This window comes from Desulfonispora thiosulfatigenes DSM 11270 (assembly GCF_900176035.1).
In the GTDB taxonomy this organism is placed as follows: Bacteria; Bacillota; Peptococcia; order Peptococcales; family Desulfonisporaceae; genus Desulfonispora; species Desulfonispora thiosulfatigenes.
Window position 1 is genome coordinate 14193 of sequence record NZ_FWWT01000018.1, and the last position, 21203, is coordinate 35395.

Annotated in this window: 22 protein-coding genes; 15 read left to right on the plus strand and 7 right to left on the minus strand. The window is 31.2% G+C overall.

The window, feature by feature from the left end:
• The first annotated feature begins 121 nt into the window (after positions 1 to 121).
• Both B8965_RS07525 and B8965_RS07530 read left to right on the plus strand, forming a co-directional pair.
• On the plus strand, positions 122 to 1681 hold the full coding sequence (locus B8965_RS07525) for a BCCT family transporter (protein WP_200805895.1): 1560 nt from the start codon (positions 122 to 124) through the stop codon (positions 1679 to 1681).
• A gap of 537 nt (positions 1682 to 2218) precedes the next feature.
• Complete coding sequence (locus B8965_RS07530) at positions 2219 to 2779, plus strand: DJ-1 family glyoxalase III (RefSeq protein WP_084053295.1); 561 nt, start codon at positions 2219 to 2221, stop codon at positions 2777 to 2779.
• An 89-nt stretch (positions 2780 to 2868) separates the two neighbouring features.
• Here B8965_RS07530 and B8965_RS07535 read toward each other — a convergent pair whose 3' ends face one another.
• A complete protein-coding gene (locus B8965_RS07535; protein ID WP_084053297.1) occupies positions 2869 to 3621 on the minus strand; it encodes an SDR family NAD(P)-dependent oxidoreductase in 753 nt (250 codons plus the stop codon).
• Positions 3622 to 3915: 294 nt separating this feature from the next.
• Between B8965_RS07535 and B8965_RS07540 the strand changes: the two genes are divergently transcribed.
• From B8965_RS07540 to B8965_RS07565, 6 genes are all read left to right on the plus strand, one after another.
• Positions 3916 to 4602, plus strand: a complete 687-nt coding sequence (locus tag B8965_RS07540) for a response regulator transcription factor (protein WP_084053299.1) — start codon at positions 3916 to 3918, stop codon at positions 4600 to 4602.
• The gene (locus B8965_RS07545) at positions 4580 to 6682 is read left to right on the plus strand and encodes a HAMP domain-containing sensor histidine kinase (RefSeq protein WP_084053301.1); all 2103 of its coding nucleotides are present in this window, start codon (positions 4580 to 4582) and stop codon (positions 6680 to 6682) included. Before B8965_RS07540 ends, B8965_RS07545 begins: the two co-directional genes overlap by 23 nt.
• A 206-nt stretch (positions 6683 to 6888) precedes the next feature.
• The gene (locus B8965_RS07550; RefSeq protein WP_084053303.1) at positions 6889 to 7269 is read left to right on the plus strand and encodes a CBS domain-containing protein; all 381 of its coding nucleotides are present in this window, start codon (positions 6889 to 6891) and stop codon (positions 7267 to 7269) included.
• Between the two features lie 161 nt (positions 7270 to 7430).
• The gene (locus B8965_RS07555; protein ID WP_084053305.1) at positions 7431 to 10649 is read left to right on the plus strand and encodes an SNF2 helicase associated domain-containing protein; all 3219 of its coding nucleotides are present in this window, start codon (positions 7431 to 7433) and stop codon (positions 10647 to 10649) included.
• A 27-nt stretch (positions 10650 to 10676) separates the two neighbouring features.
• Positions 10677 to 11765, plus strand: a complete 1089-nt coding sequence (locus B8965_RS07560) for an FUSC family protein (RefSeq protein WP_084053307.1) — start codon at positions 10677 to 10679, stop codon at positions 11763 to 11765.
• 10 nt (positions 11766 to 11775) lie between these two features.
• Entirely contained in the window at positions 11776 to 12012 is a 237-nt protein-coding gene (locus tag B8965_RS07565) for a hypothetical protein (protein ID WP_084053309.1), read from the plus strand.
• Positions 12013 to 12091: 79 nt separating this feature from the next.
• Here B8965_RS07565 and B8965_RS12605 read toward each other — a convergent pair whose 3' ends face one another.
• The 3 genes from B8965_RS12605 to B8965_RS07580 form a co-directional block, all read right to left on the minus strand.
• The gene (locus B8965_RS12605) at positions 12092 to 12478 is read right to left on the minus strand and encodes a sulfite exporter TauE/SafE family protein (protein WP_278336345.1); all 387 of its coding nucleotides are present in this window, start codon (positions 12476 to 12478) and stop codon (positions 12092 to 12094) included.
• The gene (locus B8965_RS12610; protein ID WP_084053311.1) at positions 12479 to 12829 is read right to left on the minus strand and encodes a sulfite exporter TauE/SafE family protein; all 351 of its coding nucleotides are present in this window, start codon (positions 12827 to 12829) and stop codon (positions 12479 to 12481) included.
• An 84-nt stretch (positions 12830 to 12913) separates the two neighbouring features.
• Positions 12914 to 13645 (minus strand): ZIP family metal transporter, encoded by a 732-nt coding sequence (locus tag B8965_RS07580; protein WP_084053313.1) that lies wholly within the window; start codon positions 13643 to 13645, stop codon positions 12914 to 12916.
• Between the two features lie 223 nt (positions 13646 to 13868).
• Here B8965_RS07580 and B8965_RS07585 point away from each other — a divergent pair, with 223 nt between their 5' ends.
• The 5 genes from B8965_RS07585 to B8965_RS07605 all read left to right on the plus strand — a co-directional run bounded on the left by B8965_RS07585 (position 13869) and on the right by B8965_RS07605 (position 18799).
• Positions 13869 to 14294: a MarR family winged helix-turn-helix transcriptional regulator gene (locus B8965_RS07585; protein WP_084053315.1), complete on the plus strand. Its 426-nt coding sequence runs from the start codon at positions 13869 to 13871 to the stop codon at positions 14292 to 14294.
• A gap of 124 nt (positions 14295 to 14418) precedes the next feature.
• On the plus strand, positions 14419 to 14832 hold the full coding sequence (locus tag B8965_RS07590; RefSeq protein ID WP_084053317.1) for a DUF134 domain-containing protein: 414 nt from the start codon (positions 14419 to 14421) through the stop codon (positions 14830 to 14832).
• Between the two features lie 17 nt (positions 14833 to 14849).
• Positions 14850 to 15683, plus strand: a complete 834-nt coding sequence (locus tag B8965_RS07595) for an Mrp/NBP35 family ATP-binding protein (protein WP_084053319.1) — start codon at positions 14850 to 14852, stop codon at positions 15681 to 15683.
• Positions 15684 to 15810: 127 nt separating this feature from the next.
• Complete coding sequence (gene typA, locus B8965_RS07600; RefSeq protein ID WP_242941956.1) at positions 15811 to 17634, plus strand: translational GTPase TypA; 1824 nt, start codon at positions 15811 to 15813, stop codon at positions 17632 to 17634.
• A gap of 310 nt (positions 17635 to 17944) precedes the next feature.
• Positions 17945 to 18799: a TerC/Alx family metal homeostasis membrane protein gene (locus B8965_RS07605; protein ID WP_084053321.1), complete on the plus strand. Its 855-nt coding sequence runs from the start codon at positions 17945 to 17947 to the stop codon at positions 18797 to 18799.
• A gap of 57 nt (positions 18800 to 18856) precedes the next feature.
• Here the strand turns inward: B8965_RS07605 and B8965_RS07610 are convergent, their stop codons facing one another.
• The gene (locus B8965_RS07610; protein WP_084053323.1) at positions 18857 to 19447 is read right to left on the minus strand and encodes a hypothetical protein; all 591 of its coding nucleotides are present in this window, start codon (positions 19445 to 19447) and stop codon (positions 18857 to 18859) included.
• A gap of 155 nt (positions 19448 to 19602) precedes the next feature.
• On the opposite strand from B8965_RS07610, the gene B8965_RS07615 reads away from it, so the two are divergent.
• Both B8965_RS07615 and B8965_RS07620 read left to right on the plus strand, forming a co-directional pair.
• Positions 19603 to 19818 (plus strand): hypothetical protein, encoded by a 216-nt coding sequence (locus B8965_RS07615; RefSeq protein WP_084053325.1) that lies wholly within the window; start codon positions 19603 to 19605, stop codon positions 19816 to 19818.
• Positions 19815 to 20012 (plus strand): hypothetical protein, encoded by a 198-nt coding sequence (locus B8965_RS07620; RefSeq protein ID WP_084053327.1) that lies wholly within the window; start codon positions 19815 to 19817, stop codon positions 20010 to 20012. The genes B8965_RS07615 and B8965_RS07620 overlap by 4 nt, the downstream gene beginning before the upstream one ends.
• A gap of 102 nt (positions 20013 to 20114) precedes the next feature.
• On the opposite strand, the gene B8965_RS12960 is transcribed toward B8965_RS07620, so the two are convergent.
• On the minus strand, positions 20115 to 20246 hold the full coding sequence (locus B8965_RS12960; RefSeq protein WP_144015883.1) for a sporulation protein YjcZ: 132 nt from the start codon (positions 20244 to 20246) through the stop codon (positions 20115 to 20117).
• Between the two features lie 342 nt (positions 20247 to 20588).
• Positions 20589 to 20909, minus strand: coding sequence for a hypothetical protein (locus B8965_RS07625; protein ID WP_144015884.1), 321 nt, complete (start codon positions 20907 to 20909; stop codon positions 20589 to 20591).
• Between the last annotated feature and the right edge of the window lie 294 nt (positions 20910 to 21203).

Consider the following 21203-nt stretch of genomic DNA (forward strand, 5'->3'; position numbering starts at 1 on the left):
CATTATCCTTTATTAAGGTTAATTTAGAGAGGATATTAAAGTTTTTTAAATAACTTCAAAGGAGTCGATTTTTATTTTATTTCCAAAAGATACTCAAAACATAGATTGGCCAGTTCTATTTTTGAGTGGTGGATTACTCGTCTTATTTATTATTGCCTCGTTCATTAACATGGATTTTATTTCCAACATAGTTAACACATCTTTTGCCTTTTCAGTGAAATATTTCGGTATCTTCTGGCAAGTAGTTTTATTAGCAACATTTTTAATTGCTATAGGAATTGCTGCTAGTAGTTATGGAAGGTTAAAATTAGGAAAGCTCGAAAAGCCAGAAATGAGTACCTATAAGTGGATTTCTATTATAATGTGTACTTTATTAGCTGGTGGAGGGGTATTTTGGGCAGCAGCTGAGCCTTTATATCATTTTATCTCTATACCTCCAGTATTTGGTGAATTGCAAGCGGGAACACCTGAAGCAATTATTCCAGCTTTATCTCAAAGTTTCATGCACTGGGGATTCTTAGCATGGGCTATTTTAGGAACTTTAAGTTCAATAGTATTAATTTATGCCCATTATCACAAAGGCATGCCTTTAAAGCCTAGAACTTTGCTTTATCCGATATTTGGGGAAAAAATTCTAAATAAGAATCCTATCTGGACAATTATAGATGCTTTTTCAATTATTGCAGTAGCTGCAGGAACCATTGGTCCTATTGGTTTTTTAGGACTACAAGCTAGTTTTGGTTTAGAAGAACTCTTTGGAATACCAAACACTTATACCACGCAATTAGCTATTATTATAGGTGTAGTGCTTGTTTCAGGACTTTCAGCATTAACAGGACTTCATAAAGGTATTCAATTGTTAAGCAGATTTAATATTGGTTTATCTTTTATTTTAATAATGGGAATTTTATTACTAGGTCCGGGAGGCTTTATTTTTAATAATTTCCTACCTGCATTTGGTTCATATATTCAAAAATTCATTTTATTAAGTACCTATCGTGGTGATCAAGGTTGGTTAGGTTCTTGGACTGTATTTTTCTGGGGATGGTTCTTGGGTTATGGACCAATGATGGCGATTTTTATAAGTCGTATTTCCAGGGGACGTACAATTAGAGAATTAATCGTAGCTGTAGCAGTTATAGCTCCAATAATTTCATGTTTTTGGTTTACCGTAGTAGGTGGAACAGGGATTTACTATGAATTATTAAATCCAGGAATCATATCTGGACCACTTACCGATGCAGGAATGCCAGCAGCAATGATAGCGACTACACAGCAATTACCATTTGGTAATATATTTGGACCAGCATTTTTATTGTTAACAATATTATTTGTTGCGACAACTGGTGATTCCATGTCCTTTACAATTTCTATGGCTATGACAGGTGAAGGAAATCCACCTAAATTCTTAAGAGTATTCTGGGCGGTTGTAATGGGTGTAATAGCTGCAATATTACTATATATTGGTAATGGTGGTATAGATGCTTTACAATCATTCATTGTCGTCACAGCGGTACCAGTATCCTTCTTAATGCTACCCATGCTATGGCTTGCACCAAAAGTAGTAGGATTATTAGCTCAAGAACAAGGGATACTTAAATATTACTACCCTCAAGTAGAAAAAGAAAAAGAAAAAGAAAAAAAGGCCTTAAAAACAGCCAAGAAGTTATCACCAAACTAAGATTAAAACCATTAAAACTTAAATAAAACTAAATCTAAAATTAACCAAACACGAATAGAAAGCACAAAGCTCGTTTAAAATGTACCCTTTATAAAGTACATTTTACTACGGGGATTGTGCTTTTTTTATAGCTATGAATAAAAGTCTTTAAATTTGGATAAAATGCTTTTATATATGTTATATTTATGCTATAATATAAACATATTAAATATTCTTATTCGGGGGTATTGACTATGAGAAACGAAAACACTAAAAATAAAACCAATCCTTTTGTAACTCCGTTGATCACAATTGCTATTATAGCAAATCTTTTAAGTTTTGTTTTAATATAATAAAAGATCATTAAAAACCATCTGGTTGCTGATAAAAGCCAGGTGGTTTTTTTATGTATAGACCGCTGATAGAAAGCACTTAAATTGTTATTAAGTTCATTAAACAGGAATACTATTACAAGTGTCGAAACTTTATTTAAAGAAGAATTATTTTAATAGAATAAATGTAACAGATGTGTAATTTAAATTTAGGAGGTTTTAATATATGAGAGTTATAGTGTTTTTAGCTGATGGATTTGAAGAAGTTGAGGCAATTACCGTGGTAGATTATCTTAGGAGAATGAATATAGATGTAGATACTGTAGCTATTACAGAAAATGAAAAGGTAAAAGGTGCTCATAATGTAGTTGTAATAGCGGACAAAAAGGTCTCAGATTTAAAAGAGATAGATTTATATGATGGTGTAGTTATACCAGGAGGAATGCCTGGTGCTGCAAATCTTAGGAATCATGAAAAGGTAATCAAAATTGTAAAAGATCTAAATGATAAAGAGAAACTTGTAGCCGCCATATGTGCGGGTCCTATAGTTCTACAAAAGGCAGGGGTTATTACTAGTAAGAGAGTTACATCATATCCTGGATTTGAAAATGTTTTAGCAGATGGAATTTATATAGGTGAAAATGTAGTAAGAGACAAAAATATAATAACATCAAGAGGGCCAGCATTAGCAGTAGAGTTTGCTATTGAGATAGTGGATTACCTATTAGGAGATGAAAAGGCAAGAGATTTAAAGGAAGATATATTATATAAACAGGCAAGTGAATAGAGAGGTTATGTTGTAGTAACTAAAAAAGGTCTAGGCTTTAATTAATTTTAAAGCCCAGACCTTTTTTATATTTAAATCTTATAACTTTTTTAATGAGAAATTATGCCCCCATCAATTATTAGTTCATTTCCCGTTATATAAGAAGAATCATCTGAAGCTAGAAATAACATGCCATTAACTATATCTTCTGGTTTTCCGAGACGTGAAAGAGGTATTTCCTTTAGCGTGGCTTTTAAATAATCTTGATTTTCTAATATTTGAGCTGACATAGGGGTTTCGATAACGCCAGGATGTATGGAATTTACACGTATATTATATTTGCCTAATTGTGCTGCGGAGGCTTTAGTTAGACTACGAACTCCTCCTTTAGAGGCTGTGTAAACATTTACTCCTGATCCTACAATAGCTACGTAAGATGACATATTTATGATTGAGCCACCACCAGATTTGATCATTATAGGCTCGATGGCTTGGGTTCCTAAAAATGTACCCAAGAGGTTGATATTTATTACTTTGTTCCATTCATCTAAGGTTAAGTCACGTAAAGGTGTAGGTGTGGCACCAACGCCTGCGTTATTAATCAGAATATCTATTTTTGTAAATCTTTTATATACTTCTTCAAGAATATTAGTCCAATCATCTTTAGATACAACATCATGCTTATAGGCTATGGCAGTACTATATTTTTCATTAATTTTAAACATGGTTTCCTCTAATACATCTTCTCTAAAATCTGTGCCTATAATAGTGGCTCCTTCTTTTGCAAATCTTTCAGCACAAGCTGCACCTATTCCTGATGCTGCTCCAGTAACAAGTGCAATTTTTCCTCTTAATCTTCCCATTATCATGACCTCCCGAATATAATACTGAATTTATTAACAGTATACTATTTCAAACAATCTTAATATACAGAAAATTATGAATTCAGGGCAATGATTTTTAATGGTTCTGATAAAAAGGTAGTTTATGGTACATATAGTGCGAGAAAATTTTATTAATTAAATTTATTTAACCTCTGCATTATTGTTTTCATTTTCTTAAGAAATTTGTAAGAATTATAATAGTAAATTCTTAGAATCTATATGATATGATTTTACATGAGATATCTCGTAAACGATCAAGGAGTGAATCTATAGATGTATAATGTTTTAGTTGTGGATGATGAAAAATCAATTACGGATGCGATTGAGGTTTATTTAAAAAATCAAAACTATCAGGTTTTTAAGGCGTATGATGGGCAGGAGGCTTTAGATATTTTTGCTCGGGAGAAAATTCATCTGATCTTGATGGATGTAATGATGCCTAAGATAGATGGAATCATGGCTACGATGAAGATTAGAGAAAAGAGTACAGTGCCTATTATTTTTCTTTCGGCAAAGTCTGAGGATATGGATAAAATATTAGGGCTTAATATGGGAGCGGATGATTATATTACGAAACCTTTTAATCCGTTAGAATTATTAGCCCGGGTGAATTCAAATTTACGCAGATATACAAATTATGCTAGTGAAACAAAAGTTTTTAAAAATATAATTCAAATAGGTGGGGTAGAGTTAAATGATGCCAATAAAACTGTGGTAGTTGATGCTGAACTGATAAAAATCACCCCGCTTGAGTATAAAATTCTGTATTTACTTATGTGTAATCCTAATAGGGTATTTTCTATCGAGGAGATTTATGAGAAGGTTTGGAATGAGCCTGCTTATAACCCTGATACGGTAACGGTTCATATTAGAAGGATTCGGGAAAAAATAGAGATTAATCCAAAGGATCCAAAATATTTGAAGGTGGTGTGGGGCATTGGATACAAATTCGAAAAATAAGTTTACTCCAACTTCATGGGGTACTTTATTAATTATTTTACTATTAGCTGCTATTTCAGTAGGTGTATATGCACCTATAAAGGATGCTTTTATTAAAGAGAATACTTCTAGATATCTAGGGAGCTATCAGTTCAAACATGAAATAGGAGATTTAACTAGTTTTTTACTAACGGATGATTTTGAAGATAGAAGTTATATAGAACAAAGATATCAAGAATTAAAAAGTATCAAATATTATATTAAGAAAGCCCAAGGAGTTGAGATTAAAAGCAATATACCGGATGTAAATGAAGCAATTTTGCAAGAGGAAATAAAGAAGAGTCAGTTTTATTTAACTATAAAGACTGATGAGACAGGAAAACCTACTATCGAAAGTTCACATGAAAGTAGATTTACTAAGGACTGGTTTATAAATGAGAGTGGAGTGCGACAGGAATTTACTGAAGAAGTGACTGAAGCACCTTTAGCACCAAGTATAACAGGTGAATCTCAAATAACAGAAAATAAGGTTTTTTCTAAAACAAGCCCAAAAGAAAGTAAAAATAAATATGCTAATTTAGAAATTGTGTATGTAATTTCTGGTAGTTTAGCGAACCATAGTGACCTCTTTGCCTATAATTTTAAAAACTTTAATGTAAGTCAGAATATAATTTTAATTTTAATTATTGGGGCAATTGGTATTTTGCTTTTAACAATTTTGGCTTTTGCTATTCCTTATAATTCACAAAAGCAGGCCAGTTTAGTTCGGGTTTTTAATAGAATGTATTTAGAGTTTAAGTTTTTCCTCTGGTTAGTATTTTTATTAGGATCGGTTGGAATTTTTAGTTTAATTTCGAGTACCTATTATCCAAATGGTTATTTTTTTAGCAATTCGCTTAATTTTGTAAATATAATCGCAGATGCTAATTTATTTTTCTATCTTATTGGGATACCTATTACTTTTATTTTATATATGCTCATATATGTAAGCATAGTTTATCTTAAATATATTAATGAACACGGATTTAAAGAAGGTCTACTTAAAAACAGTATATTTGGTAAGTTGTTATTTTCAGGTATAACAAATGTAAAAAAATTAAGTCAAGAAATAATAGAAGTGAGTACTGAGAAAGAAAGTTCGGATAAATTATTAAAAATATTAGGGATTAATTTAGTAGCGTTAGGTATTATTGCAATTACTTTCCCTTTTGGCATCCTTTTAGCGATAATTTATACGATCTTTTTAGCGAAATATTTGTTGAAAGTTATTAGCAAAATTAGATCTTTAAATGAAGCTACTCGCGAAATAGCTGAGGGTAATTTTACAGTTAATATAGCAGAAGATGTGGGGATTTTAAATCCAATAGCAAAAAATCTAAATAATATCAATCAAGGCTTTAAGGTCGCAGTAGAAAAGGAAATTAAAAGTCAAAACATGAAAACAGAGCTAATTTCTAATGTTTCTCATGATCTTAAAACACCACTTACTTCAATTATTACGTATATAGATTTATTGAAAAACAGGGATACAGATGAACAAACCCAAAAGGAATATTTAGAAGTTTTAGAGCAAAAGTCTAAGAGATTACAGATATTAATTGAAGATTTATTTGAAGCTAGTAAGGCAAGCACTGGGAATATTGATCTTCATTTTGAAAATATTGATGTTATCGCTCTTCTCAGACAAACTTTAGGTGAAATGGAAGAAAAAATTAAGAATAGTACTTTAGAAATTAAGTTAAATTTTCCTGACAATAAAATATATTGTGAATTAGATGGACGGAGAACCTATCGAATTTTTGAGAACATTATGAGTAATATTTTAAAATATTCTATGATAGGTTCGCGGGTATACATTGATATTTTAGAGAATGAAAAAGAAGTAAGCTTTGTTTTTAAAAATATTTCTGCTTATGAGATGAATTTTGATAATGAAGAGATAACAGAAAGGTTTACAAGGGGAGATAAATCACGAAATACCGAAGGGTCAGGCCTAGGACTTGCCATAGCAAAAAACCTGACCCAGCTACAAAAGGGTAAGATGGATATTATTATAGATGGAGATTTATTCAAGTTAATAATTACATTTTTAAAAATATAATTACGCTTTTAGATATATAATTATTAAAGGGAAGACTTACTAATAAAGAAGCATAGCTTAGGTTATGTTTCTTTTTATATTAAAAATTTATTTACATATAGTTGACTTATATTCAATAAACTAATACTCTATATAAAAGGATATGTTTGTACGTTTAGGTAAAAAATACATTAAAGCATATAAAGAATGTATGAGGAGGAATAATAATGAAGGTCAGTGAAATAATAAAAAACGACTTTGTCTTAATCAGAGAAAGTGAATCTATCGAGGTTGCGTTAGAAACAATGAATCGGTTAAAAATTAATGGAATGCCGGTAGTTAACAAAGATAACATGCTTAGTGGGATGGTAGTAAAAGCGGATATTTATAGATTTCTGATGCATCCAGGACATTATGATACTTGCCCTGTGGAATGGGTAATGTCAAAAAATGTAGTCACTGCTGATGGTGATGAAGAACTAGCAGTAGTTGCAAAACGTTTAAGAGAACATAATATAATTGCTATGCCGGTGCTTAAAGATGATAAAATAATGGGAGTCATAACTATAGAGGATTTCTTAGATAATTGTATTGCTAAAGGTGTTTAAACAAGAATTAAAAGATGATTTCTATCTAGAAGATAAATCGTCTTTTTTTTATCCCAAGGTAATTTTCTATAATTAGTATAAAGAAATGAGATATATTTTATAAAAAATGGTAAAATAGTAAATAGTCACGACAATGAACGATCAAGAATTTAGGGGGACAAATGTTTAATATAACTAATCAAATTATCGCTAATGGCTGTTCTAGACATAATAGTTTATCTTTAGGTGAGGAGTATTATAATGAAGGAGCTGTTAGAGACTTAGAATTTATTTCTAGCTTTAATGCTTTTAGAGGATATGTTAGAGGTGGTAATAATTATCGTATAACGATTGTTTTTAATGAACAAGGTTCTTTGAAAGATTATATCTGTTCTTGTCCAGATTATCAAAATTATCCTAGTCATTTTTGTAAACATTTAGTAGCAGGTTTACTAGCTATCAAAAATATAAAGAGTTTTAATCCAGAGCTTAGAAATGCTCAAGAAGTTACAGAAAATCTTTTTCATCATTTTGCGAGTAAAACTGAAGAAGGCTTTAGGCAAGTTTTAGATTTAGAAGTAGTACTTAATTATCAAGAAATTGATGATTCCAATGAGAAACCTTACCTAGAATTTAAGATAGGGTTTGAAAAATTATATGTAGTTAAGAACGTAAAACGTTTAGTGGAAGCTATGCAGACTGGCAAGAATTTAGTATTTGGAAAGAATTTTACGTTTTATCCTTTGCAAAATGGTTTTAAACCAGACGATAATTTTATTATAGAAATGTTAAAAGATATTTATGATATAGATGAATATAAAATTAGTTCTTATGAAGACAAAAAAGGATCGCTTTTTTCAGGTAAAAAGGTCTATTTATCCGACTCATTTTTAGAAAAATTCATAGATTTAAGGGAAGATAATTTAATCGTTAATATTAATGGGATAAATTATGATCAAATGCCTATTATTGATGCTGATTTACCGATCAACTTTCAAATTGAAAAAGAGCAGGATAGGCTACGAATTCAAAGTGATATTTTATCTAATATTTTGGCGCTTACGACTAAAGGCTCATACTTTTTTTATGCGGGTAAACTTTATAGGCCATCTAAAAAGCAAATAGCTAATATAATGCCACTCTATAGGAGTTTTAAAAAAAGCATTTCGAATTCTTTGCTAATTTTACCTGAGTATAAAGAAAAATTCATTTCAGAAATTTTACCTGAATTAGAAAAGGCCGGAGATGTAGATGTCAGTCCGAACTTAGAAGAAGAAATAGTAAAGATTCCTTTTAATAGCTCGATTTATTTAGATATTGATGAAGGAACTTTATGGGCTGAGATTAAATTTATTTATGGTAAATGGGAAATAAATCCTTTCAGTAATAATACGATACCGACCGAAGGGTTTATTTTGGTACGAGATATGGAAAAAGAAAAAAGAATAATGGCTTTACTTGAACGAACTAATTTTAGGGTGAGTAATTTAAAGATCTATCTAGATGACGAAGACAAGATATTTGAATTTTTAACGGAAATAATACCTGAGTTAAGGGAATCTGCGAACGTTTATTATAGTAGCGAAGTTAATGCGCTAAAAATGATACATAAGCCTGTATTTACAGGACAGGTTAGCTTAAATAATAATATCGGGATGTTGGACTTTTCTTTTAAATTAGAAGGGATAGAAAGAGAAGAGTTATATGATATTTTAGCTGCTTATAAAGAAAAGAAAAAATATTATCGTTTACGTGATGGAAGCTTTATGCTCTTACAAGAAGAAAATTTTGGTGAAGTTTCTGATATAGTTAATTTATTAGGCTTAAAGAAAAAGGATTTATTACAAGAAGTGCAGCAAATACCAAAATATAGAGCTATGTATTTTGATGGACTTATGGAAAAACAAGAGTTAGGCTTTTTAAATGTTAATAATTCATTTAGAGAGTTAACTAAAAACATAAAAAACCCTGAAGACCTAGATTTCCCTTTTCCAAAGGAAGTTGAAGGTTTATTAAGAGATTATCAAAAAAAAGGGTATAAGTGGCTAAAGACTTTGGCTCATTATGGATTTGGTGGAATTTTAGCTGATGATATGGGTCTTGGAAAGACTCTGCAATCAATTACCTATATTTTATCAGAACAAAAAGAGAACACTGAACCAGTACTAGTAATAGTACCTACATCTCTTTTATATAACTGGCAAATGGAGCTCGAACAATTTGCCCCAAGTATGAAAACAAGAATAATAAGTGGTTCTAGAAATGAAAGACGAGAGCTTTTAGATAACTTAGAAGAAGTTGATTTAGTCATTACTTCTTATCCATTAGTGCAGAGGGATATTGAAGAATATCTAAACTATAATTTTAGCTATTGTATTATAGATGAAGCACAATATATTAAAAATCCGCATTCACAAAGAGCAAAGGCTGTAAAAATGATCAAGGCAAAAAATTATTTAGCCTTAACTGGAACACCAATAGAAAATTCTTTAATAGAATTATGGTCAATTTTTGACTTTATTATGCCAGGATATTTGCCTGCGTATACCGAATTTACTAGGAAATATTTAAATCCGATTGAAAAAGAGGGTGATGCTAAAGCCACTAATGATTTAGCAAAGCTAGTGAGACCCTTTATTTTACGCAGAGTAAAAGAAGATGTTTTGAAGGAATTACCAGCTAAAATTGAAAACAAAATGATTTCAGAATTAACATTAGAGCAAAAGAAAATATATCTAGCTTATCTCGAAAAAATAAGTAAGGAAATTACTGATGATCTTAAAGAAAAAGGGTTAGCAAAAAGTAGAATTAAAATATTAGCAGGATTAACAAGGTTAAGACAGATTTGTTGTCATCCAGGTCTATTTTTAGATAATTATACAGGAGATAGTGGTAAGCTTGAGCAACTAAAAGAAGTGTTACAAGAAATTATTGGTCAAGGTCACCGGGTACTTATTTTTTCACAGTTTACTAGTATGCTAGCAATAATTAGTGAGATGTTAGATAGAGAAAATTATAAATATTTATATATTGATGGTAGTGTAAAGGCAATGGAACGAATGGTGCGTGTTTCTGCGTTTAATGAAGGAGAAGGGGATATCTTTTTGATTTCTTTAAAAGCGGGGGGTACAGGTCTTAATTTAACTGGTGCTGATGTCGTAATTCATTTTGATCCATGGTGGAATCCAGCTGTAGAAGATCAAGCATCTGATAGAGCTCATCGTTTTGGACAAGAAAAGGTTGTGCAGGTATTGAAATTTATTGCTAAAGGAACTATTGAAGAAAAAATTTATAAACTTCAGTTAAAGAAAAAAGAATTAATAGATAAACTAATTGAGCCAGGAGAGACTATGTTAAGTTCTTTAAGTGAGCAAGAAATATATGATTTGCTTGAAATTTAAATTAAAAATATAGTGGGGTTAAAATAAATGATTAATAAAGATAAGCTTAAATACCTAAAGTCTTTTCCTATTGGAGCTAGAACAATTAAGACTGGTATTGCAGTTGCTTTAAGTATGTTTATTTGTGAATTTTTAAGTGTCCCTCATCCTATATTTGCAGGTTCTGCTACGGCTGCTAATATGCAGCCTGCTGTCGGGCAAAGTCTAAAACATGCTGGACAGCAGATTACAGTACATTTTATCAGTATTTTTGTAGCTATTATTTTAGGTTTAGTAGTAGAACCAAGCCCACTTATTATGGGACTTGCAGCAATAATTATAATTACTATTTGCACTAAACTTAATATTAAAACTTCTATTCCGATGGGTATAGTAGCGGCTATCTTTGTTTTAGATGCTCCTAGTAGCGATTTCTTAGAAAATGCTTTAATTCGTTCTATGGTAATTTTTATAGGTGTAACGGTAGCTATTGTTGTTAATATGACGATTATGCCACCAAAACATGAAAAGAGATTAATTGAATCTTTATTAGCTTTGAATAAAAGAGCGGCTATTTGTTTTGAGGATGCAATAAATGGTTATTTAATAGCTACTCCGGCTACCTCTGAATCTCTTGAAGAAAAGGATAAAGAGTTTAAGAAGTATTTAGAAGAGTCGGAAACCTTATTTGAACTTTATAGTAATGAATGGAGAATTGGCTTTACTAATGATGAAGTAAAAGAAACACTATATAAAGAGTATCTTTCTTATAATAAAATTTTGTGGAAAAATATAAATGATATTCGTTTTCTTATCGATGAGCGCCAAGTACGCAGGGAAAAGGCTCATAATCCAAATTTAAGTAAAGAATTTATATCAATAGCCCAGTTTTTAATGGAAGTTATGGGAGATTTGAAGGAGTATAATATAGCTTTAAGGATGAAAATTGAAGGCAAGGAAATAAGTATAGATAAAACAATTAGAATTTGGTCTAAGCTTGACCCAATCATAAATAAATGGCATGATAAAGCAGAAAAAAACACTTATTATCTTCATGCATTAATTGAGATTTCTATAATAACTTATAAAATTAGGTGGGCAGCTCACGAATCAGCTCGGATATTAAAAGATTTATAAGGAGAACAATATGTTAGTGATTAGATGTTCAGCATGTAAGAAAAAGTTATGGAAATATGATAAAATCGGTCAAGGTGAAGTTTTGCGGTGCCATAAAGCTAGAATCAAGAATTATTATGCTGATGTAGTTATTGAAGAAACTAAAATAAAATGTCCTTGTGGTAGGGAAATCGGGATAGACAAAGGAACGTTTTTCAAAATGGATCCCAAAGCTTTTATGTATAATGGTACTAAGAGAAACAAGTAGTTATAAGATATTTGAATTAAAATTATTGTATTTAAAAGGTTTGTGCAAAAAGGAAGTATTCCATTCTTTTTGCGCAAACCTATTTTATTGTATTATGTTTTGATTTTAAATCTGTCTTTATTTTAGGTTTTGCGATAAATTGATAAATACCGATACCTACTAAGAAAACCCCAAATATTTTTTTTAAGGCTACGCTGGAAAACGAACTAGCTAGATTTGACCCAATTAAGGCACCAATGACACTACCTATAATAATATATAACGCTAATTTAAAATTAACATTACCTTGGCGAGCATGAGTTGTAACTGCAACTATAGCAGTTGGGATAAAGGTAGCTAGGCAAACCCCTTGAGCTACATGCTGCTCCGTACCAACGAAGAATACAAGGGCAGGAACTAATAAAATCCCCCCACCCATAGCCATTCCGCTCATAATTCCCATTATAAGACCAATTAGGATTAGCAATTAAATCACCATCCTTAGTCCGGCAATTATAATGAAAACACTAAAAACCTTGCGTAGAGTATCACTTGGAAGTTTATTCATTAATTTTGCACCTATGTAAGCTCCGATCATAGCACCGATAGCGACATTAAAAGCTAACTTTAAATCAAGATTACTATTAAGATAATAAACTACGGCACTTGTAAATGCAGTTGGTAAAATGATTGTTAATGAAGTACCGTGAGCTATATGTTGCTCTATTCCTAAGATAAAAATAAGCATAGGAATTAAAAATGATCCTCCCCCAATTCCTAATAAGCCATTAATTAAACCAGTGACAAGTCCAATTAAAATCAATAAAGCTATTCTCATCAAGTTACCTCCCAGCTAATGCTAGGATAGTTTTTGCTATTAACCTATAAAATATGTATTGAAATATGTATGTATTAAAATAAATTATATTAGAATAGTAGATGCAATAATTATTAATATTCCTAGAATAGCACCAAAGTATGAAAATGCTAAATTATATTTTGATGCTTCAGGCCATAATTCACTACTAACTATAAATGTCATGGCACCACCAGCCAAAGCTAACAAAAGTCCAATTAATTTTGGGGAAATTGAAACTAAGACTAAACCTAAGTATGCACCTAGGGGTGTTACTAAACTTATCAAAAATATAATGAGTAAAATATTGCGATTTTTCATACCTGCTATTTTAAGAGGAACTGTGGTAGCCATTCCTTCAGGAATATTATGTATGCCAATAGCTAGGACAATAATTAAACCTAAATTATCGGTCGCACTATAACCTACCGCAATAGCTATTCCTTCCGGTAAATCATGTAAGGCTATGCCAATTGCAATCAAGTATCCCATTTTCAAAAAATATCCTTCTTTTTTATTTATAATTCTTTTTATAGGTGGAAAATTGGTTATGAGTTTATCTAGTAAAGCTAATAATAGTAAACCAAGGAGAAAACCGGTTAGAGTAATAGTTAAATTACTCACATAATAAGCAGAAGGAACTAAATCAACTATGGTTACAGTTAACATGACACCTGTAGCAAGACCAAGCATAAATGAAAAGAACTTATGACTAGGGGTGCCTAAGGCTAATACAAAAAAGGAGCCAATCAATGTTGCTATTCCAGCAACAAAACCATTAAAAATAATTGAATTCATATATATTCTCCTAAACTTTAGTATATTAATAAGTAATTCAAAACTTTAAAGAATAGAACATGAAAATTTTCACAGGTCATTTATACATATTATTAAAATATTAAAATTATTCGAATAAGAAGGTTTAATTGACAATACTATGAATTTTCAGAATATTAGACTGAAATGAGTTTATTTTTATTGTATAATAGATTCATATACAAATAAAAAAGGGGGGGAATGTATGGCTTTAGGTAAAGAATTAGAGACTTGGATGTTATTTCGAAAAACTTTTGGCAAAATGCAAAGGGTTGTAGAGGATGACTTGCGTAAATATGACACCACACCAAGTCAATTCATTATTTTGCGTAATCTTTCAATAGAAGAATCCACTCCTATGTCAGAACTTAGTCGAAAAACATCATGCGTGAATTCAAATATAACTTCAGTAATCGGGAGAATGGAAGAAAAAGGTTTGGTGCAAAAGGTTCAAGATACAATTGATCGAAGAGTTTCTAAGGTAACCTTAACAGTTAAAGGCAAAGAACTATATGATATAACGGTAGCAAAGCATGATGAGTATCTGGTAGATATTTTAAAATGCATTCCAAATGATGAATTAGAAACCTTTAATAGACTTTTGTATAAATTATATTCTGGTATTAACTAATCGGCTAAGAGCCGATTTTTTTAATTGTGGATAAAACTTTGTAGCTAAAGTTGTTTTGGTTGTTGTCATATGCTTTAATTGATACTAGAATATATATAATGATGAGCATGTAAGGGGAGGAAAAATGGCTAGACCTACTAAAGAAAGAAGAATTGAATTTATACCTGAGGTTACGATGTTTAGACCTTGTAAAACTACTAATAAAGTTTTTGAAGAAGTTGTTTTAACCTTTGAAGAAATCGAAGCTATTAGATTAAAGGATTTAGAATCGCTAGAGCAGGAAGAGTGTGCTGTGAAAATGGAAGTTTCTAGACCTACATTTCAAAGAATTTTAGGTATTGCAAGAAAGAAAATAGCAAATGCTTTAATTGAAGGCAAGATTATCAAGTTTGAAGGTGGTAATTATCAAGTCGCAATGCGCCATTTTGAATGTCATTCATGTAAGTTTGTTTTTGAAGTCCCTTTTGGTAATGGTATAAAGGGAAAGGATATGGACTGTCCTAAATGTAATGAAAAAACTGTACACAGATTAAAATAATTTAAGGAGTGATTTAGATGTCAGAACAAAACGGATGTAGCCCTGAGGCACAAAGTAGTTGTGGATGTTCCGGAAGCTGTGGATCTCAGCCAGAAGTAAAAGCTAAAGATTTTAATAAGATTAAACACGTTATTGCTGTAATGAGTGGTAAGGGTGGAGTAGGTAAATCTTCCTTTACAGGACTATTAGCGATGGCTTTAAAAAGACAAGGACATAAAGTAGGGATATTAGATGCTGATATCACAGGTCCTAGTATCCCAAAACTATTTGGGATAAAAGGACAACCTAAGCAAAATGAAAAAGGCGTATTGCCTATTGAAAGTAAATTAGGTATTAAGGTTATGTCTATGAATCTATTATTACCAAATGAAGATGAACCTGTTATTTGGAGAGGGCCTGTAATTTCCGGAGTAATCCAACAATTTTGGGATGAAATATTATGGGATGAACTAGATTATTTAATAGTTGACCTACCACCTGGAACTGGCGATGCTCCTTTAACTGTCTTACAATCACTTCCAGTAGAGCAAGTTTTAATAGTTTCTTCTCCACAAGACTTAGCTAATATGGTAGTTAGAAAAGCAATTAAAATGGTTGAAAAAATGAATATCCCTATTTTGGGTGTAGTGGAAAATATGAGCTATTTACTATGTCCAGATTGCAACACAAGTATTAATGTTTTTGGAAAAAGTAATGTGCAAGAAACTTGTGATACAATGGGTGTAGAATTATTAGGAAAGTTCCCATTAGATGTAAAGTTTGCAGAGCTTTCAGATGGTGGTAATATTGAAGATTATGAAGGTGAGAACTTAATCAATTTAGAAAAAAAATTGGACAAGATTGTAAAATAGTAAAATGCCGCTTATAATGAGCGGCATTTTTTTTTGTAAAAAAATGCAGATTTATAAAAGGATAACTTGTATTTATGCTTTATTAGTACTAAAATACATAAGTAAGTTTTTTAAAGGGGGAGCATTAGTGATAAAGGAAAAAATTAGAAATATTGCCATAATAGCCCACGTTGACCACGGTAAAACAACCTTAGTAGATCAGTTATTATCTCAATCAGGTATTTATAGGGAAAATGAAAAGGTAACTGAAAGAGTAATGGACTCGAATGATCTAGAAAAAGAAAGAGGCATAACGATATTAGCTAAAAACACTTCAATTAGTTATGAAGGATATAAAATAAATATTATTGATACACCAGGTCATGCCGATTTTGGTGGAGAAGTAGAACGTATCATGAAAATGGTTGATGGAGTTGTATTAGTTGTAGATGCATTTGAAGGATGTATGCCACAGACTAAATTTGTTTTAAAGAAAGCTTTAGAGCAAAATTTAGTGCCAATTTTAGTAGTTAATAAAATAGATAGAGAAAATGCTCGTGTAGAAGGTGTAGTAGATGAAGTTTTAGATTTATTTATTGACCTTGGTGCAAATGAAGATCAAATAGAGTTTCCTGTTATTTATGCTTCTGGTTTAAGAGGGATAGCTGGAGAAACAATTGATAGTGTTGGTGAGGATATTGTTCCTTTATTTAATACAATTATTAAACATATACCATGTCCAAGTGGTGAGTTAGAAGCACCGTTACAGATGCAAGTTACGCTACTAGATTATAGTGATTACCTAGGTCGTATTGGGATTGGGGTAATTAAAAGAGGTACTATTAAAAATGGTACGATGGCTTCAATCATGAAAAGAGACGGAAAAGTGGAAACTTTAAGGATTAGTAAATTATATGGCTTTGAAGGTTTAAAAAGAGTAGAAATTCAAGAAGCAAGTGTTGGGGAAATTGTTGCGGTAAGTGGAATGGGTGACTTAAATGTAGGAGAAACAGTTTGTAGTCCTGAATGTGTAGAAGCTTTAGATTTTATTAAAATAGACGAGCCTACTTTACAAATGAGTTTTATTGTTAATAATTCTCCTTTTGCGGGAAAAGAAGGAGATCCTATTACAGCTAGAAAACTTGGTGCAAGACTTATGAAAGAAATGGAAACAGATGTTTCTTTAAAGGTTTCTGAAACAGATAGGCCAGAAATATTCTTAGTAGCAGGTCGTGGAGAACTTCATTTATCAATTCTAATCGAAAACATGAGAAGAGAAGGATATGAGTTCCAAGTATCAAAACCACAAGTAATATTTAAAAAACTTGATGGCGTTAAAATGGAGCCTTTTGAAAACTTAACCATTGATGTTCCAGAGGAATATTTAGGAACTGTTATGGAAAAGATAGGAATTAGAAAAGGCGAATTAGTAAACATGAATAATATCAATGGAGAAGTAAGAGTAGAATATTCAATTCCAGCTCGTGGTTTAGTAGGGTTTAGAAATGAATTCTTAACTGATACTAGGGGTTATGGAATACTAAATCATAGTTTTGATGAATATAAACCTTACAAAGGTGAAATAACTAGTAGAAGAAATGGCGTTTTAATTGCTTTTGAAACAGGAACTGCTTCAAATTATGGTTTAGTTGCTGCCGAAGAAAGAGGAACTTTATTTATTTCAGCTGGAACAGATGTTTATGAAGGTATGGTAGTAGGGGAAAATAGTAGAGAACAAGATATGGAAGTTAATATTTGTAAACACAAAAACTTAACTAACATGAGAACATCTGGAAAAGACGATACAGTAAAACTTAAAGCTCCACGCATCTTAAGTTTAGAAGAAGCAATAAGTTATGCTGGTGACGATGAATATTTAGAAGTAACTCCAGAGAGCATTAGATTAAGAAAGAAATATTTGGATAAAAGCGAAAGAGTAAGAGAAGCTAAAAGTGCCAAACTAATGGCATAAGGTTCAAATAAAGATTAAAATTATTGACATTTTTACAAGGTTAGTGGTATTATTGTTTTAATGGTTAAAAGGGAGTAGTTATAAATACAAGGTCAACATCATGGTGTGAAAAAAGCATCTGGCCTTGTAACCTGTATGGTTAACGAGACTTTTAACATAATCCATTTTGGGGTTATGTTAAAAGTCTTTTTTTATGAAAAAAGACAAGCCCTAAAATAGGTAAAGAATAAAAGGGGTGAAAAAAGAAAAGGTTATTATTAGTTTGAATATATTATTTTTGGTTAAATTAATAATTGGAAGGGGATTTTAAATGTCAACTAAAAAAGATTTATCTTGGGTTGCCTTTTGGGTTGGGGCAGCGTTAATTTTCAACCTGGGGATTTATTTTTTTATGGGTCCTCAAAAGGCACTTGAGTTTTTAGGTGGGTATATAATTGAGCAAAGTTTATCTATTGATAATTTATTTTTGTTTTTAGTTATTTTTAGTAGTTTTGGACTTGAGTCTAAATATCAACATAGGGTTTTAAATTATGGAATTTTTGGAGCTATTGTTTTAAGACTTATTTTCGTAGTTTTAGGGGTTGCAGTAGTAAATCGTTTCCATAGTATTATGTATATTTTTGGTATAATTTTAATTGTGACAGGTATTAAAGTTTTGGTACAAAAAGAAAAGGAAAAGGATTTTCGAAACTCTAAATTAATTAAGTTCATTGGTAAATTTATCCCCTTTACTCATAAATTAGAGGGGCAAAAGTTTTTTGTGAAGAAAAATGGCATACTTCATGCTACCCCTTTATTCGCAATTCTACTTGTGATAGAAGGGTCAGATGTAATTTTTGCGATTGATTCGATACCAGCCATTTTCTCAATAACTAAAGATCCTTTTATTATTTACTCATCTAATATTTTTGCTATTATGGGATTAAGAAGCATGTATTTTGTCTTGGAAAAAGTTAGTGGAGCCTTTAGATTTGTGAAACAAGGGGTAGCCATGATCCTAACCTTTACAGGGGTGAAATTAGCCATTCTGTATTTCCATATAGAGATACCAATTGTCCTTAGTATAGGAATTATCTTTGGTATTTTAGCTTTAAGTGTGATTGCTTCTGTTTTATATGATAGGTACATGAAAGATAAAAAGGCAAGGTTGGCAAGCGTTAAATAAGAATATAAAAGTTTATCCCCTTATAGTAGAAAAAACAAACTACTGTAAGGGGATATTTTATGCATTTTTCTTGTTTAAGTTTGATAACACATTTTGAACTAATGGATTTTGTAATAATTTCATTAAATCTTCCTTAGAAGATAGGCCAGGTGAAGCTGATTTCATTTCAGGATTAGAATTTGCATCATGATCAGAATCTGAATTTTCATTAGAATCATTATACGCTTCACTAAAAGATTGATTAAAAGAATTATTATAAGACTGTGTGTCTTTTAAGCTATAATAATTATCATTATAATCGTGATTTTCTGTATTTTTAGGTGCAGCTGGTTTAGCTTCTGTTTTTTCTTCCTGATAAGAAGTCATTTTGCGAAAAGAGGTAGAAGCCTTAGTAACCACAGGGACAACAGTGTCAAGGGCATCTAGTAGTTCGTCTACACTATCAGCTAAAGATCTAACTTGATTACAAATTTGCTTAACATTAGCAAGGGGCATAAAAAACGATCGGGGTTCCTGAGTTGTTTTCCTTGAGCCATCCTCACCTCTATACTCTTGATTATTAATATCTCTATTGTCTGATGCGTTTTTTTCTATATTTTCATCACTTGCTTGAAATTCTACTGGTCTAGCTTTTATAGTACGGTGCATATCTTCACCTCCTTAAATATCCCTATGCAATATTAATATCAGTTTAATAGATAAATATTACAGTTAATTTTAGAAAATATTAATCACATTTGGGATTTTCATGCATAGGATTAATTGTCTAAGGATTTTATACGAATTTAGGAGGTGAGTTTTAAGTGAAAGGTTTTTTTAATGAAGATAATAACGTGGAAGGTTTAATTACAATTGTTATTATCGTTCTGCTTTTAGCTATTTTATTTGGTGGATCACGTGGTTTTGGTAAAGCATTCTCTGAAGAAGAAAAGGAAGAAGAGGATAACCTTTTCCCTGTAATGAGTAATGACGATGAGGTAGATGCAGAAGATTCAGTAGAAGGGGGATGTGAAGCTTGAATCAGCCAGAATTACCAAACTCAATTGAAGATGTAAAGAATATGTTAAAAGGTATTGAAGCATTTTTGCCTGAGGAATACAAAAATGTTATAAATGAAGCTATTGCAGGTATTGAAAATGGCGATGGTAATCCAGAAGAAAGTAAACAAAAGTTACAACAATTGCTTTTAAACTTAATGAGTGGGCAAAAATAAATAAGAAATAGGCTATTAATTTAGCCTATTTTTTTTATATCTGCATATATATATTAAAAAAGACTTCCTCATAAGTTTGAGGAAGCCCTATATTTGCTAGTATTAGCAGCAGCAGCAAATAAATACGAAGAATAAAATAATTAAGATAATCCAAGTCCAGCTTTCTCCACCAAACCATCCGCCACCGCAGCCACCTTTGTTACCACCGAAACCACAACCTAAATCTTCAACCATTATAATTCCTCCCTACTAATTTATTTTAGTTACTTTCTAACAGAGTATTAGCAACAGCAGTTACAAATGAACCAGAAGAATAAAATAGCTATAGCTAACCATACAATCCAAGTGCATTCATTGCCACTTCCAAAGTTAAATCCACATCTTTCACTCATTACTTATCACCTCCTTCTATGAACTATTTACTATGTAAACTTAAGCTTTAGCCTCACAGAAACAATTAATAATTAAAATGATAATTATTAAGGTTATGAGCATAGTTAAGGTATTGCCATCACCGGTAAAACAACCACCGATTCCCATAGAAAATTCTCCTTTCCTAACTAATAGATTTAAAATTTACTTTTTAGATAAAGATGCCAAAATACTTTGTAAAGATGGGTTTTGGAGCAATTCACTAATTTGTTCAGTTGATATTTGAGGTTTATTATCCATTGTAACGGGAATATTAGTACTAACTAATGTTTGTTCTTCAGGAATTAACTCATTATTTTTTATTGATCTAATGTATTCTTGTGATACCGAGCTTATAATCGGAACCAATTTTTCAATAGAATTAACTAAATGATCTAAGCTTTCGGTGATAGTTATAATGTTTTTTGAAGTTTCTCTAATACTTTTTGTCGTTACGTGCATTAGAGAGTCTTGCTCAGTTTCCATAAAGTCTTTAGGGTGCATGTTTGCTCCTTTCTTCAGTAATTAAATTTAATTACTGACACAAGTTAAAGGATTTAATTATGTAATTTATATTAGTACTGTATGTAAGAAGTAGTAATTTTGTTACAATCATTTATATTTTTAGAATTTTGTTTAAAGTGGGGATAAAGGTAAAGATAAAGGCTTTATCCCCAAAAAAATTTATCCTTATTCTGCACAGAAACAACCAATAAGCATGATAATGATAATGATTGTTATCAGCATTGATAAGGTATTATTATCACGACCAAAGCAATT

Coding starts and splice junctions, on each gene's coding strand:
- B8965_RS07555 (WP_084053305.1), top strand. CDS start 7,431: ATGTTTAATATAACTAATCAAATTATCGCTAATGGCTGTTCTAGACAT.
- B8965_RS07535 (WP_084053297.1), bottom strand. CDS start 3,621: ATGGGAAGATTAAGAGGAAAAATTGCACTTGTTACTGGAGCAGCATCA.
- B8965_RS07560 (WP_084053307.1), top strand. CDS start 10,677: ATGATTAATAAAGATAAGCTTAAATACCTAAAGTCTTTTCCTATTGGA.
- B8965_RS07565 (WP_084053309.1), top strand. CDS start 11,776: ATGTTAGTGATTAGATGTTCAGCATGTAAGAAAAAGTTATGGAAATAT.
- B8965_RS07595 (WP_084053319.1), top strand. CDS start 14,850: ATGTCAGAACAAAACGGATGTAGCCCTGAGGCACAAAGTAGTTGTGGA.
- B8965_RS07610 (WP_084053323.1), bottom strand. CDS start 19,447: ATGCACCGTACTATAAAAGCTAGACCAGTAGAATTTCAAGCAAGTGAT.
- B8965_RS07550 (WP_084053303.1), top strand. CDS start 6,889: ATGAAGGTCAGTGAAATAATAAAAAACGACTTTGTCTTAATCAGAGAA.
- B8965_RS07585 (WP_084053315.1), top strand. CDS start 13,869: ATGGCTTTAGGTAAAGAATTAGAGACTTGGATGTTATTTCGAAAAACT.
- B8965_RS07625 (WP_144015884.1), bottom strand. CDS start 20,909: ATGGAAACTGAGCAAGACTCTCTAATGCACGTAACGACAAAAAGTATT.
- B8965_RS12960 (WP_144015883.1), bottom strand. CDS start 20,246: ATGGTTGAAGATTTAGGTTGTGGTTTCGGTGGTAACAAAGGTGGCTGC.
- B8965_RS07530 (WP_084053295.1), top strand. CDS start 2,219: ATGAGAGTTATAGTGTTTTTAGCTGATGGATTTGAAGAAGTTGAGGCA.
- B8965_RS07540 (WP_084053299.1), top strand. CDS start 3,916: ATGTATAATGTTTTAGTTGTGGATGATGAAAAATCAATTACGGATGCG.
- B8965_RS07580 (WP_084053313.1), bottom strand. CDS start 13,645: ATGAATTCAATTATTTTTAATGGTTTTGTTGCTGGAATAGCAACATTG.
- B8965_RS07605 (WP_084053321.1), top strand. CDS start 17,945: ATGTCAACTAAAAAAGATTTATCTTGGGTTGCCTTTTGGGTTGGGGCA.
- B8965_RS12610 (WP_084053311.1), bottom strand. CDS start 12,829: ATGAGAATAGCTTTATTGATTTTAATTGGACTTGTCACTGGTTTAATT.
- B8965_RS07590 (WP_084053317.1), top strand. CDS start 14,419: ATGGCTAGACCTACTAAAGAAAGAAGAATTGAATTTATACCTGAGGTT.